The sequence below is a fragment of the Agromyces aureus genome (genome assembly GCF_001660485.1).
GTDB lineage: Bacteria > Actinomycetota > Actinomycetes > Actinomycetales > Microbacteriaceae > Agromyces > Agromyces aureus.
The window spans coordinates 69,054-82,762 of record NZ_CP013979.1; the positions used below are offsets into that span (position 1 = coordinate 69,054).

The window sequence follows — 13,709 nt, forward strand, 5'->3', positions numbered from 1 at the left end:
GCCCGCGGCATCCGCTCATCGTGTGCTCGTGCCGGGGCTCACGCGTCGCGGACGCAGCGGAACCCGATGTGCGACATGCCCGTGTCCTCAGCCTGCGGTGATCGCGCCGCGGGGCGGAAGCGCAGGCAGTAGTCGGGCGAGCAGAGGTGCGAGCCGCCCTTGAGCACGCGGCGGGGGATCTCGGCGAAGCCCTCTTGCGCACTCGCGGCGGCGAGCAGGTTCTCGCGCTTGCCGGCGTCGACGGGGGAGTCGGAGAGCTGCAGGTGCCGCGGCGTGTAGAAGTCGCTCGTCCACTCCCACGTGTTGCCGATCATGTCGAAGAGGCCGTAGCCGTTCGCCGGATACGAGCCGACCTCGGCCGTGCCGCCGACGCCCTGGTTGTCGTACGGGAACCGCCCGAGCCAGGAATTCGCCTGCGCGACCCCGCCGGGGTACGGCTCCTCGCCCCACGCGAACCGCGCGCCGTCGAGACCGCCGCGCGCCGCGTACTCGTGCTCGGCCTCGGTGGGCAGACGTTTGCCGGCCCACGTCGCGTAGGCCGTGGCATCCTCGAACGCGATGTGCACGACCGGATGCCGCAGCCGGTCGTCGATGCCCGACCCGGGTCCGAACGGCTGCCGCCAGTAGGCACCCGGCTGCCAGCGCCACCAGTTGCGCCAGTTGCGCAGGTCGACGGGCCCGGCGGTCGGCGTGAAGACCATAGCGCCGGGCACGAGGTCGGCGGGGTCGGCGCCCGGGAAGTCCTTCGGGTCGAGCTCGCGCTCGGCGACGGTGACGTACCCGGTCTCGTCGACGAAGCGCGCGTACTCCTCGTTCGTCACCTGGAACGGGTCGATCCAGAAGTCGGCGACGGCCCGATCGTGCACCGGGCGCTCGTCTGGGTAGAACTCCTCGCTGCCCATGCGGAACGTTCCGCCGGGGATGAGCACCATGTCGTCAGCCACCGTTCAACCGTAGCCGCAGCACTCGACATGACGGCCTGCGTGTTCACCGGGGATTCGCCCGATGGCATGGCCGCGCGATCGTCGCCGGTGCTTGACTGGGCGCGACGGGGGTCGTCGACGGCTCTCGGCACCGACGGAGGGGAACCCATGGCCGACAAGCCGAACATCCTGATCATCTGGGGCGATGACATCGGGATCACGAACCTGAGCGCCTACTCCGACGGCCTCATGGGGTATCGCACCCCGAACATCGACCGCATCGCCGACGAGGGCGTGCGGTTCACCGACTACTACGGCGAGCAGAGCTGCACCGCCGGTCGGGCGGCGTTCATCACCGGCCAGAACCCGTACCGCACCGGGCTCACCAAGGTGGGAATGCCCGGGGCGGACCTCGGCCTTCGTGCGGAGGACCCGACGATCGCCGATGCCCTCAAGCACCACGGCTATGCGACCGGTCAGTTCGGCAAGAACCACCTCGGTGATCGCGACGAGTTCCTGCCGACGGCGCACGGATTCGACGAGTTCTTCGGCAACCTGTACCACCTCAACGCCGAGGAGGAGCCCGAGCACCCCGACTACCCGACCGACGAGGAGTTCCCCGGGTTCAGCGAGAAGTTCCGTCCGCGCGGCGTGATCCACGCCTGGGCGAACGACGACGGCACCCAACGCATCGAGGACACCGGGCCGCTCACCAAGAAGCGCATGGAGACGGTCGACGAGGAGTTCCGCGACGCCGCCGCCGATTTCATCCGCGCCAAGGCCGACGACGACCAGCCCTTCTTCGTGTGGTTCAACTCCACCCACATGCACTTCCGCACGCACACGAAGCCCGAGAGCAAGGGGCGCGCGGGGCGCTGGCAGTCGGAGTACCACGACACGATGCTCGACCACGACGACGTCGTGGGGTCGTTGCTCGACCTGCTCGACGAACTCGGCCTCGCCGAGAACACGATCGTCATGTACTCCACCGACAACGGCCCGCACATGAACAGCTGGCCCGACGCCGGCATGACCCCGTTCCGCAACGAGAAGAACTCGAACTGGGAGGGCGCGTACCGCGTGCCGGCGATGGTGCGCTGGCCCGGGCACATCCCCTCGGGCACGGTGCTGAACGGAATCGTGAGTCACAACGACTGGTTCGTCACCCTCCTCGCGGCGGTGGGCGACACGGACGTCGCCGAGCGGTTGAAGCAGGGAACCGAGCTGCACGGCCGCCCGTACAAGGTGCACCTCGACGGCCACAATCAGCTGGACTACATCACCGGCGAGGTCGATCAGAGCCCGCGCCGCCACTTCTTCTACAGCTCCGATGACGGCGACCTGACCGCGATGCGGTTCGACAATTGGAAGGTCGTGTTCCTCGAGCAGCGCGCCGTCGGAACGCTCGCCGTCTGGCAGGAGCCGTACGTGCACCTGCGCTTTCCGAAGCTGTTCAACCTGCGCACCGACCCCTACGAGCGCGCCGACATCACGTCGAACACGTACTGGGATTGGGTGCTCGAGCACATCTTCCTGTTCATCCCCGCCCAGGCCTACGTGACGAGGATGCTGGGCACGCTCGTCGAGTTCCCGCCGCGTCAGAAGCCGGCGTCGTTCACGATCGACCAAGTGCTGGAGCGTCTGGAGAATGCGACTGCCGGGGCGTCCTGACCGACGGGGAGTGCGGGTCGCGTGAGGCGGATGTCTCGCGCGGCCGTCGCCCGTTCGCTGCACCCGATGAACCCACCGTTCTGAACGGCTCGGGCGAGGCCGTAGAGTTTCGGGCACGAACCCGAGGGAGACGCCCGTGCCCGACCAGAACGCCCGGATGACGATCGACGAGATCGATGCCACGCTGCATCCGGCGTTGAAGAAGGTGCCGGCGCTCAACCTCGAGAACGCGTTCATGCTCGGCCTCATCAGCCGGGCGTCGGGACTCCAGCCCGGCACGACGGTCGAGGGTGTCGATCGGCGGCTCGTGCGGGCCGGATCGGTCAGGCTCCGCGTCTTCACTCCGGCGAACCCGAATGGCTCGTCACTCCTCTGGATCCACGGCGGTGGGCTCGTCATGGGCTCGGCCGCCGGCGACGACCGGTTCTGCGGTGAGACGGCGCGTGAGACTGGCGCGGTGGTGGTCTCGGTCGACTACCGGCTCGCCCCGCGGCATCCGTTCCCCGCGGCGATCGACGACGTGCGGGCCGCGTGGGCGTGGGTGAATGCGTCGGCGATCGAGCTCGGCATCGACGTCGGGCGCATCGCGATCGGCGGCGCGAGCGCGGGCGGCGGGCTGGCAGCGGCCCTCGTGCAGCGGCTGCACGACGAGGGCGAGCGGCCGGCGGCGCAGGTGCTCTTCTGCCCGATGCTCGACGACCGCACCGCCGCGAACCGCGACCTCGACGCGCGCAGGCACCTCGTCTGGAACAACCGCTCGAACCTCGTCGGGTGGCGGTCGTACCTGGGCTCCGAGCCGGGCTCGGCCGAGGTGCCCGCATACGCCGTCCCTGCCCGTCGCGACGACCTCACCGGCCTGCCGCCGACGTGGACGTACTGGACCGACCTCGAGCTCTTCGGCGATGAGGATGCCAGGTACGCGCAGGCGCTCTCGGCGGCGGGCGTCGACGTGACGAGCGAGGTGGTGCCGGCCGCGGCGCACGGGTTCGAGGTCTGGGCCGGGGAGTCCGAGCTCGCGCAGGCGCTGTTCGGTCGTGCTCGCGCGTGGCTTGCGTGGCAGCTCGCGACGCCCGAGCCCGCCGCGCCGGTCGAGTAGGCCTGCCAGGGCCGTATCGAGACCATCGGTCGCGAACGTGGTCTCGATACGCTTCGCTACTCGACCGGCGTGAAGCGTGCGAGGTGGGCCTCGAGGTGATCGCCGACGTCGATGGTCGCGGGGTCATAGAGCCACTGCAGCTGCAGGCCGTCCCACAGGGCGACGAACCAGACGGCTTCGAAGGCGGCATCGATGCGCCGCCCTTCAGCTTCGGCCGCCCTGGCGAACAGGTCGCCGAACTGCGCGATCGCCGATTCGAAGCGTCGGCGGAAGTAGTCGTGCGCCGGATGCGATGCGGCGGCAGCCTCGGCCGAGAGCACGGCGTAGACCTCGATGAGGCCCGCCTCGTGCTCGGCGTTGAAGCGGGCATGCCGGGGGATGTCGCGCAGGAACGCGGATGCCGGGGCATCCGCATCGACGGCGATGCGCTCGTCGATGGCGCTGTCGCGATGCGCGACGACGGCGCCGAGCAGGTCGTCCTTGCTCGAGAAGTGGTGCAGCAGCGTGGACTTGCCGATGCCCGCCTGCTCGGCGATCTCGCGGAGGCTCGTCGCGTGGAACCCGCGGCGCGCGAACAGCGTCGATGCGTCGGCCACGATCTGCGCACGCCGGGCCCGCCCGGGGGCGTATCCCGCGTCGGGCTCCGGTTCGGGGGCGAGGCCGAACCTGGCGATGGCGGGTGCGCGGCCTTCGGTGCCGGATGTCGCGGCGACGCCTGACGCGTCGGCCCCGGTCGCGTCGCGCGGCCCGGTCGCGTCGGGGTCGGCACCGATCGTGTCGCCCGGGCCGCCCGCGGCATCCGCTCCCCGAAGCCGGTCGAGGTGGCGGTCGAGCATCGCGGGGATGTCGACGAGGCCAGGCAGGTAGAGCGAGATGAGCTGCAGGCCGTCCCACGCCGCCGCGAGGCGGATCGTCTCGCCCATGGCATCGGTGCCTGGCGGCAGTTCGCCGTCGTCGATCGCGGCCTGGAACAGCAGCGACGACCGGGCGCGCAGTTCGGCATGGCGTTCGCGGAAGTGCTCGTGGGCCGGGTGGGCCGCGCTCGTCGCCTCGCCGGCGAGCGTCGAGAAGAGCGGGATGTAGCCGTCGAGACCCGCGTTGCGCCTCGCGACCTCGCCGAAGGTGCGCAGCCCGTCGCCGCCCGGCCCGAGCGTCGTCTCGAGGTCGGCCTCGGTGATGGCGGCGAACTCGGCGACGATCTCTTCGAGGATCTCGTCTTTCGACGCGAAATGGCGGATCACGCCGGGGTGCGAGAGGCCCGCCTCGGCGGCGATGTCGCGCATCGAGACGGCGCCGAATCCGCGTTCGATGAACAGGCGGGAGGCCGCGGCCAGGATGTTCGCGCGGGTGCGGGCGGTTGCGGCGGCGCGGTTCGTCGGCGGCGAGGCGGGCGCCGCGGCATCCGTCGACGAGCCTGTCGCGACCGTCGCGACCGTGGTGATCACCTGCTCCATGCCGCCCCCGATTCGTGGTTCGAGCCATCCTCCCACAGCATCGTTACCACTTGTTCGAATTTCAGTTACCACTTGGTCGGGATTCATGTATCCTCATCCGAGAGCCAAAGACGGCTCGGTTTTCGTGAAAGGAAACTCATGACAGAGTCGTCACTCACCGACACGGTCGCCCCCGGCGGCAACCTCCCCGGCGACAGCACCGGTGCGGCCGGTCGGACCGGCAGGACGCCCAGGGGCTACATCCCCACGCTCGCGCTGTCGAACTTCGGCCTCTACATGGCCCTCCTCACGCCCGTGCTCGTCTCGCTCGCCTTCAAGGTGCAGCACATCACCGACTCGCCCGAAGCGGCGACGAACGCGCTCGGCCTCATCATGGGCGTCGGCGCCCTCTTCGCCCTCGTCTGCAACCCGCTCGTCGGCCGCCTCTCCGACCGCACGGTCTCGCGCTTCGGCATGCGTCGCCCGTGGATGCTCGGCGGCGTGCTCGTGGGCCTCGCGGCCTTCGCCCTCATCGGCGTCGCGACGAACGTGTGGATCGTGCTCCTCGCCTGGTGCGTCGTGCAGGCGTCGCTCAACGGCGTCATGGCCGCGTCGACCGCGACCGTCCCCGACCAGGTGCCCGTGAACTCGCGCGGCAAGGTCTCGGGCATCATCGGCCTGACGACCCCGCTCGGCATCCTCGGCGGCAGCTTCCTCGTGAACTTCCTCTCCGACGACCTCAGCCGCTTCGTGGTGCCCGGCCTCATCGCCGCCGTGTTCGTCACGATCTTCGTGTTCGTGCTGAAGGACCGCGTGCTCACCGAGAAGCCCGTCGAGCGCTACGGCGTCAAGGAGTTCTTCGGCTCGTTCGTCTTCAACCCGCGCAAGCACCCGGACTTCGGCTGGACCTGGCTCACGAAGTTCCTCATCATGTTCGGCTACGCGGGAATCGCCACGTTCCTGCCGTTCTACCTGACCGAGCAGTTCGGCCTCAGCGAGCAGGACGCGATCGGCACGATCCTCATGGCGAACCTCGCGTCGATGGCCGCGATGGCGCTCTCGGGCCCCATCGGCGGCATCCTCTCCGACAAGATCGGCAAGCGCCGCCCGTTCGTCGCGGTCGCCGGAGGCGTCATGGTGCTCGGCCTCGTCGTGCTCGCCTTCGCGCCGAGCATCCCCGTGGTGCTCGTGGCCCAGGCCATCATCGGCTTCGGCGCCGGCTCGTTCATGTCGGTCGACACGGCCCTCGCGACCCAGGTGCTCCCGAACCAGAAGGACACCGCGAAGGACCTCGGCGTGCTGAACATGGCCAACGCCCTGCCGCAGTCGCTCGCCCCCGTCATCGCCCCCGCGATCATCGCCTTCGGTGCCACGACCTCCCTCGGGGGTTACAGCACCTTCTACCTCTTCGGCGCCCTCGTGGCGCTCGCCGGCGCCGTGCTCGTCTACCGCATCAAGGGAGTGAAGTAACACCATGACCGACACCATCGAGAACCTCGACCACGGAACGACGGATGCCGCGGCATCCGCAGACCTGCCCGTCGACCCCACCTACCGCGACGCGAGCCTGCCCGTCGACGAGCGCGTCGAGAACCTGCTCGGCCAGATGACCCTGCAGGAGAAGACCGGCCTGTTCTTCCAGACCATGATCGCGATGAGCCAGGATGGCGAGCTCGCCGAGGCGAACCCGATGTTCGGGCTGCCGTCGAATGAAGACCAGGTCATCGGCAAGGGTATGACGCACTTCAACGTGCTCGGCTCCGCCCCGTCGGGCGAGCTCATGGCACGCTGGCACAACAAGCTGCAGGAGCTCGCCGCATCGACGCGCCTCGGCATCCCCGTGACGATCTCGACCGACCCGCGCCACTCGTTCAGCGACAACCCGCTCGCGGGCATGCTCTCGGGACCGTTCTCGAGCTGGCCCGAGACCATCGGCCTCGCGGCGATCCGCGATGAGGCGCTCGTCGAGCGCTTCGGCGACATCGCCCGCCAGGAGTACACGGCCGTCGGCATCCGCGTGGCCTTGCACCCGCAGATCGACCTCGCCACCGAGCCGCGTTGGGGCCGTCAGGTCGCGACGTTCGGCGAGGACGCCGAGCTCACGGGCAAGCTGGGTGCCGCCTACATCCGCGGGTTCCAGGGCGAGTCGTTCGGGCCGGGCTCGGTGTCGACGATGACGAAGCACTTCCCGGGCGGCGGCCCCCAGATGGACGGCGAAGACGCGCACTTCCCGCACGGCCGCGAGCAGGTCTACCCCGGCGGCGAGTTCGAGCTGCACCTCAAGCCCTTCGAGGACGCCTTCGCGGCCGGCACCCGCCAGATCATGCCGTACTACGGCATGCCCGTCGGCACCGAGTACGAGGAGGTCGGCTTCGGCTTCAACAAGTCGGTCATCACGGGCCTGCTGCGCGAGCGCTACGCGTTCGACGGCATCGTCTGCACCGACTGGGGGCTCATCTCCGACGCCGAGATCTTCGGCGAGCCGTTCCCGGCCCGCGCCTGGGGCGTCGAGCACCTCACGCCGCGCGAGCGCGTGATCAAGGTGCTCGAGGCCGGCGCCGACCAGTTCGGCGGCGAGGCGATTCCCGAGCTGCTCGTCGAGCTCGTCGAGGCCGGCGAGGTCAGCGAGGAGCGGTTGGACGTCTCGGCGCGCCGCCTGCTGCGCGAGAAGTTCGTGCTCGGCCTCTTCGACGAGCCCTACGTCGACGTCGAGCACGCCGGTCGTGTGGTGGGCTCCGACGAGTTCATCGCCGCGGGCGAGGCCGCCCAGCGCGCCTCGATCACGGTGCTCACCAACACGGTGACGGATGCCGGCGCGCCGACGCTTCCCCTCGCGCGCGGGCTCAAGCTGTACGTCGAGGGCATCGCCCCCGAGGTCGCCGCCGAGTACGGCACCGTCGTCGAGACCCCGGCCGAGGCGGATGTCGCGGTGATCCGCACGCACGCCCCGTTCGAGGTGCGCTCGTCGACGTTCGAGAACTTCTTCCACCAGGGGTCGCTCGACTTCACGGAGGAAGCGGTCGCGCACCTCCGCGAGGTCACGGCCGCCGTGCCGACCGTGATCGACGTGCACCTCGACCGCCCGGCGATCCTCACGCCGTTCATCGACGACGCCGCGGCCGTCGTGGGCAACTACGGCGCCAGCGCGCGCGCCGTGCTCGACGTGCTGACGGGAGCCGTCGCGCCCCTCGGCAAGCTGCCGTTCGACCTGCCGTCGAGCATGGCCGCCGTCGAGGCGAGCCGCGAAGACGTGCCGTTCGACACGAAGGACCCGCTGTTCCGGTTCGGCCACGGGCTCAGCCTGTAGGTCCTGCTTCCTCGATCGAGGCATCGGCCCCGCGACATCCGGACGGATGCCGCGGGGCCGATGTCGTGCTGCCGTTCGCCGGGGCCCTACCAGCGCGGCGCCCGGCGCCGTCTGGATCCCGGCTCGAGCGCGGCATCGGCAGCGGGAGCCTTGATGACCAGCTCGGGCGCCCGCGTCACCATGAGCCAGATCGGCAGGATGATGATGCAGAGCGGGGCGAGCACCGCCATGTCACCGCAGAGCGCGACACCGATGAAGATCGAGATCCAGCCGTCGCGGGTGGCGACGAGGGTGATGCCCATGGCGCCGCACGCCACCGCGAGCGAGATCGGCAGGTCGGGCAGCAGCGCGTACCCGAGCAGGCCGAGCGCGGTGCCGATGAAGACCACCGGGAAGATGCGGCCGCCACGGAACCCGGCGCTCGCCGCGATCAGGAGGGCGATGACCTTGATGCCGGCGAACGCCGCGAGCTGGCCGGCCGTGTACTCGTCGGGGTCGGACAGCAGTTGGCCGGCCTGGTCGAGTCCCTTGAAGAGCGTGAGCGGGCCGCCGAGCATCCCGAGAAGTCCGAGCACGACGCCGCCGAGCGTGATGCCGATGAACGGATTCGGCAGGGCGTGGAACACGCGGTGCAGGTACGGGAAGGCCCATGCAGCAGCGATGCCGAGGAGCGCCGAGACTGCGGCGACGACGAATCCGGTGAGCAGGTAGATCGGTTGGAGGGCGCCCATCGGCTCGAGGGTGAACGCGATCTTCTGGCCGCCGAGGAGGTCCATGGTCGCCGCTCCGGCACCCGCAGCTGCGAGGGGCAGGAACAGGCGGTCCCAGAGGGAGCCGCCCGATTTCATCGCGCCGACCATGCCCGTGAACACGAGGGCCGCAGCAACGGGGGTTCCGAAGAGGGCGCCGATCGTGCCGGCGATCGCGAGCGCGGCGATCTGCTGCTGCGGCACCTTCGCGAAGCGAGCGAGCAACGCGATCGCCAGTGTCGCGTTAATGGCGATGATCGGGTTCTCGGGCCCGAGGCTGACGCCGCCCGCGAGCCCGAGCACCACCACGAGCGCGATCGACGGCAGCGCCTTGAGCCCCGGGAACGGGCCGGAGAGCTCGGTGGTCGCCGAGTCGGGGCCCGCGTGGCCCGGCACGAGCCAGACGATCGCCCCGACGGCGATGCCCGTGACGGTCAGTACCGTGAAGATCCACCATGGTGTCGCCTCGTCGGCGCCGAACGCGCCGGGCAGCGTGGTCCAGAGGAAGCCCTGCAGCAGTTCGGCGAGGCCGTTCAGCAGGTGCAGGCTCAGTGCCGACCCGATGCCGATGGCGATCGCCGGGATGGCGAGGAGGGCGAGTCGCCGGGCGCCGGGCCCGCTCGCGGCATCATCGGTCACGAGAGGTCGACCTCGACCGACACCGGCGGGCCCTCGCGGTAGTCGCCGTACCGGGCCCAACGGAGGCTCACGCGCACCAGCTCGAACTCGGTCTTCGTCAACGACTCGCCGAACCACGGGAAGGCGGCGGCGTAGGCGCCCGCGCACCTCGCGGCCTCGGCGCTGCCCGGTTCGAGCACCTCGGCTTCCCCCTGCGCCTGCAAGGTCGTCTTGTCGTGGCCGCCGATCACGACGGCGATGCGCGGATCACGGCGCAGGTTCGCGATCTTGCGCGAACCGCCGCGGGCGTTGAAGACGAACTCGCCCAGGTCGGTGGCCGTGATGCTGAGGTAGGCCGACTGCGGTGCGCCGTCGGGCCCGATCGTGCTGACGACGGCATCGCCGTGCTCGCGGACGTACTCGATCAGTGCTGAACGGTCCATACGGTCATGGTGGCACGCGGGTGCGGTTCTCGTCGCGGATGTCTCCGGCATATCGGCCGAACCGGGCGCAGAGTACGCTGGGCCGAATCGAGCCGCTCCAAGGGGGAGGAACCCGATCGTGATGGTGCAGGTGCGCAATGCGACCAGGCGAAGCCGTGTCGTCAAGCGGGTGACGGGCGGCATGATGGCCCTTGCGGGCATCGCGCTCGTCGTCGCATCGATCCCCTCCGCATTCGCCGTGCAGGTCGACGGCAACACGCCGCTCGACCCGTGCCTCGGCGACGCATGCCCCGCATCCTGGCCGGTGCCGAACAACGGCGGGGTGACCGGGTTCGATGACGGCGTCAACGTCTTCGTCGGCGGCGACTTCACCACCGGGCCGAGCGCCGCCGAGACGGAGGGCAACCTCGTGGTGCTCGGCGACGCGACCTTCAACCGCGGCGCCGGAGCGTACAACGTGGGCGTCGCCGGCGTCGGTTCGCGCGTTCCGCCGCCCAGCGGCTCGACCATGCTCACCGTCGGCGGCGACCTGACCGTGCTCGCGGGGACGACGCTGCTCGTCGGCGGCGACACCGGATTCCCCGACTTCACCTCGATCATCGGCAACGTGGAATACGGCGGCACCCTGACCGGGACGCCGTCGGTCGTGCCCGGAGCCACCGTCGTGCAGGGCGACGGAGCCTCGGCGTTCGCCGAGCGCGTGGCGAACGTGACGGCGCTCTCGCAGTGCTTCGCCGACCTGCCCGACACCGGCACCGTGACCACGGCCGAGGGACTGACCTCGTTCACCGGCGACGGCGTGAGCGACCCGCAGGTGTTCACGATCGAGGGAACCCTCGGCAACGACCAGGTCGCGATCACGGGGGTCGACGTGCAGGCGGGTGCCCACGTCGTCATCAACGTCACGGGAGACGTCGCGTTCGTCAACGTGAACAGCTGGTTCATCGACGGCGCGAACACGTTCGACCCCGACATCACGCAGCGCATCGTCACGAACGTCCCGGATGCGACGACGGTCGAGGTCACGGGCGGCGCCCAACTGCCCGGGTCGATCCTCGTGGGCAACCCCGAGAGCACGACCACGATCTCCGTCGCGGGCACCAACGGTCGCATCGAGGTCGCCGGCGATCTCGTGCACCGCTCGCAGACCGGCAGCCAGACCGGTGCCGAGATGCACGCCTACCCGTTCACCGGCGAATGCGACATCACCCCGCCCACGACCACGACGGCACCGCCGACGACCACGGCACCGCCGACCACCACGCCGCCGACGAGCCCCCCGCCCACGACGGAGGCCCCGACCACTCCACCGGCGACGGCCTCGCCGACGACGACTCCCGCACCCGGCCCCGCCGGGCTCGCGCAGTCGGGCTCACCCGCCGGAGCCATGATGGCCATCGGGGTGGTGCTCCTGGGTGCCGGGATGGTGACGGTGCTCACGTCGCGTCGACGTCTGCCCTGACGCCCGAGAGCTCGACGCGACCCGAGCCGGGCAGGGGATCGATGAGCGATGCGTCGCCGGGGTCGACGGCCCTGGAGTTGTTGACCCGACGGTCGACCTCGTAGACCGAGATGGTCGACGCGACCTTGTCGGACTCGGAGGCCAACTGGTCGACCATGCGTGCCTTACCGCTCTCGTCGAGCTTCGCCGGGTCGAGGTACTCGCCCCAGAAGTCGGCCTCGAGGAACACGGGCATGCGATCGTGCACCTCGCCGGAGGCATCTTTCGCCTCGCGCGTGATGATCGACGTCGAGACGTGCCACTCGTCGTCGACCTTGCGCACCGTGTAGATGCCGGCGGCGGCGAGCAGCGGCTGGTCGCCGTGCAGGAACCAGGCGCGCTTCTTGCCCGGCTCGCCCGTCCACTCGTAGTAGCCGCGCATGGGCACGAGGCACCGTGATGACGCGAATGCGCCTTTCCAGAGGCCGTTCGTCGCGACGGTCTCGATGCGGGTGTTGAACTGCGGCCGCTTGGCGTCTTTCAGGAACGGCGGGTGGAAGTTCCAGGCGGCGGCGTCGAGCATGCGCGTGATCTCGCCGGTGTCGCGATCGGCGCGCTCGCGCACGATCGGGATCACCTCGGTCGGCGCGATCGAGTACTGCGGCCGCCAGTCCTTGTAGTCGCCGCCGGCCGCGACGAACTCCTGGATGAGCTCGTCGACCTTTGCATCATTCGCGAAGCGCCCGCACATGCGCCCAGTCTGCACCCGGCCGCCGACATCGCGGCAGGGGCGGCGGCGGGGGCGGTTCCGTGGCGGCTGTCAGCGGGCGGGTCCACACTTGAGCCGTGATCGCCGAGCACTCCCGCACGTGGACCCCGCGGCATCCGACCGACCTCGCGCAGACCATCGGTCCGATCCGGCGGGGGCCCGGCGACCCCACGTTCCGGCGTGTGGCCGACGGTTCGATCTGGCGCGCGACTCGCACGGCATCGGGCCCGGCGACCGTCCGGTACGCCCAGCCCGCGGGCGACGTGCTTCGAGCCGATGCCTGGGGTCCGGGCGCGGCCGAGGCCGTCGCCGAGGCGGCGGTCGTGCTCGGCGAGGGCGACGATCCGAGCGGGTTCGATCCCCGCATCGCGTTGATCGACGAGGCGCACCGGCGCAATCCGGGGCTGCGCCTGGTGCGCACGGGCCGCGTGTTCGAGGCGCTCGTGCCGACGATCCTCGAGCAGAAGGTCATCACGCTGCAGGCGCACGACGCGTGGCGGTTCCTCGTGCACCGCTTCGGCGAAGACGCGCCCGGCCCGGCGCCGGGCGCGCTCGCTGCGGCCGGCGGCCTGGCCGCGCCGGGCCGCCGCCTCAAGGTCGCGCCGACCGCCGAGCAGTGGGCGCGCGTGCCGTCGTGGGAGTGGCACCGTGCGGGGGTCGACCCGCAACGCTCGCGCACGATCGTGAACGCCGCCAGGTACGCCTCGCGCCTCGAAGAGGCGAGCAGCATGAGCCCGACCGATGCCGCGGCGCGCCTCATGCTCATGCCAGGCGTCGGCGTGTGGACCGTCGCCGAGGTCGCCCAGCGCGCCTTCGGCGACCCCGACGCGCTCGCCGTCGGCGACTACCACCTCTCGAACTACCTCGGCCACGCGCTCTGGGGCCGCGACATGACCGACGACGAGATGGTCGAGGCGATGATCCCGTGGGCCGGACACCGCCAGCGCGTGGTGCGCCTGCTCGCCGCGGCCGGCGTCGCGGGCCGCCCTCGGCGGGGGCCGCGCATGCCCTTCATCGACCACCGCGCGCGCTGACCGAGCTGCGGGCGCGGCCGGCGCGGCGATGCCGGCTGTATTCGCGCTTGCAGGGAGAGTCTCCACGTCGCTATGCCAGTTCCGCCTCAACGATGAGGCGGAACTTGCATAGCGATGTCGGGACAGTTCGTGCTGCTTGGATCGGCGCGAGCCTGAGGTCGCGCGGGATGAGCGGGCCGAAACGCAGGTCGGGACCGATCACGAGGCGCGGCAGGCGGCCCGCCT

At 70.4% G+C, this 13,709-nt stretch carries 11 protein-coding genes; 6 read left to right on the forward strand and 5 right to left on the reverse strand.

The genetic code is table 11. The features are described 5' to 3' along the window. Window positions 1–38: 38 nt before the first annotated feature. The gene (locus ATC03_RS00315) at window positions 39–932 is read right to left on the reverse strand and encodes a formylglycine-generating enzyme family protein (RefSeq protein ID WP_067871692.1); all 894 of its coding nucleotides are present in this window, start codon (window positions 930–932) and stop codon (window positions 39–41) included. 159 nt (window positions 933–1,091) lie between these two features. On the opposite strand from ATC03_RS00315, the gene ATC03_RS00320 reads away from it, so the two are divergent. Next, window positions 1,092–2,594, forward strand: coding sequence for an arylsulfatase (locus ATC03_RS00320; protein ID WP_067871695.1), 1,503 nt, complete (start codon window positions 1,092–1,094; stop codon window positions 2,592–2,594). A 136-nt stretch (window positions 2,595–2,730) separates the two neighbouring features. Then, entirely contained in the window at window positions 2,731–3,690 is a 960-nt protein-coding gene (locus tag ATC03_RS00325) for an alpha/beta hydrolase (RefSeq protein WP_227820181.1), read from the forward strand. Window positions 3,691–3,746: 56 nt separating this feature from the next. Here the strand turns inward: ATC03_RS00325 and ATC03_RS00330 are convergent, their stop codons facing one another. Further along, on the reverse strand, window positions 3,747–5,144 hold the full coding sequence (locus tag ATC03_RS00330; protein ID WP_084003118.1) for a TetR/AcrR family transcriptional regulator: 1,398 nt from the start codon (window positions 5,142–5,144) through the stop codon (window positions 3,747–3,749). Between the two features lie 138 nt (window positions 5,145–5,282). Between ATC03_RS00330 and ATC03_RS00335 the strand changes: the two genes are divergently transcribed. Then, entirely contained in the window at window positions 5,283–6,593 is a 1,311-nt protein-coding gene (locus tag ATC03_RS00335; RefSeq protein WP_067871697.1) for an MFS transporter, read from the forward strand. A gap of 4 nt (window positions 6,594–6,597) precedes the next feature. Next, complete coding sequence (locus ATC03_RS00340) at window positions 6,598–8,430, forward strand: glycoside hydrolase family 3 protein (RefSeq protein WP_067871700.1); 1,833 nt, start codon at window positions 6,598–6,600, stop codon at window positions 8,428–8,430. 86 nt (window positions 8,431–8,516) lie between these two features. On the opposite strand, the gene ATC03_RS00345 is transcribed toward ATC03_RS00340, so the two are convergent. After that, window positions 8,517–9,818 carry an ion channel protein gene (locus ATC03_RS00345; RefSeq protein ID WP_067871703.1) on the reverse strand — a complete coding sequence of 434 codons (1,302 nt, stop codon included), beginning with the start codon at window positions 9,816–9,818 and terminating at the stop codon, window positions 8,517–8,519. Further along, window positions 9,815–10,240: a pyridoxamine 5'-phosphate oxidase family protein gene (locus tag ATC03_RS00350; RefSeq protein WP_067871706.1), complete on the reverse strand. Its 426-nt coding sequence runs from the start codon at window positions 10,238–10,240 to the stop codon at window positions 9,815–9,817. Before ATC03_RS00350 ends, ATC03_RS00345 begins: the two co-directional genes overlap by 4 nt. 121 nt (window positions 10,241–10,361) lie before the next feature. Between ATC03_RS00350 and ATC03_RS00355 the strand changes: the two genes are divergently transcribed. Then, on the forward strand, window positions 10,362–11,702 hold the full coding sequence (locus ATC03_RS00355; RefSeq protein WP_067871709.1) for a choice-of-anchor A family protein: 1,341 nt from the start codon (window positions 10,362–10,364) through the stop codon (window positions 11,700–11,702). Here ATC03_RS00355 and ATC03_RS00360 read toward each other — a convergent pair. Further along, window positions 11,677–12,432 (reverse strand): SOS response-associated peptidase, encoded by a 756-nt coding sequence (locus tag ATC03_RS00360; RefSeq protein WP_067871712.1) that lies wholly within the window; start codon window positions 12,430–12,432, stop codon window positions 11,677–11,679. The genes ATC03_RS00355 and ATC03_RS00360 overlap by 26 nt on opposite strands. 95 nt (window positions 12,433–12,527) lie before the next feature. Here ATC03_RS00360 and ATC03_RS00365 point away from each other — a divergent pair, with 95 nt between their 5' ends. Then, window positions 12,528–13,484: a DNA-3-methyladenine glycosylase family protein gene (locus tag ATC03_RS00365; protein ID WP_227820182.1), complete on the forward strand. Its 957-nt coding sequence runs from the start codon at window positions 12,528–12,530 to the stop codon at window positions 13,482–13,484. The last annotated feature ends 225 nt before the right edge of the window (window positions 13,485–13,709 follow it).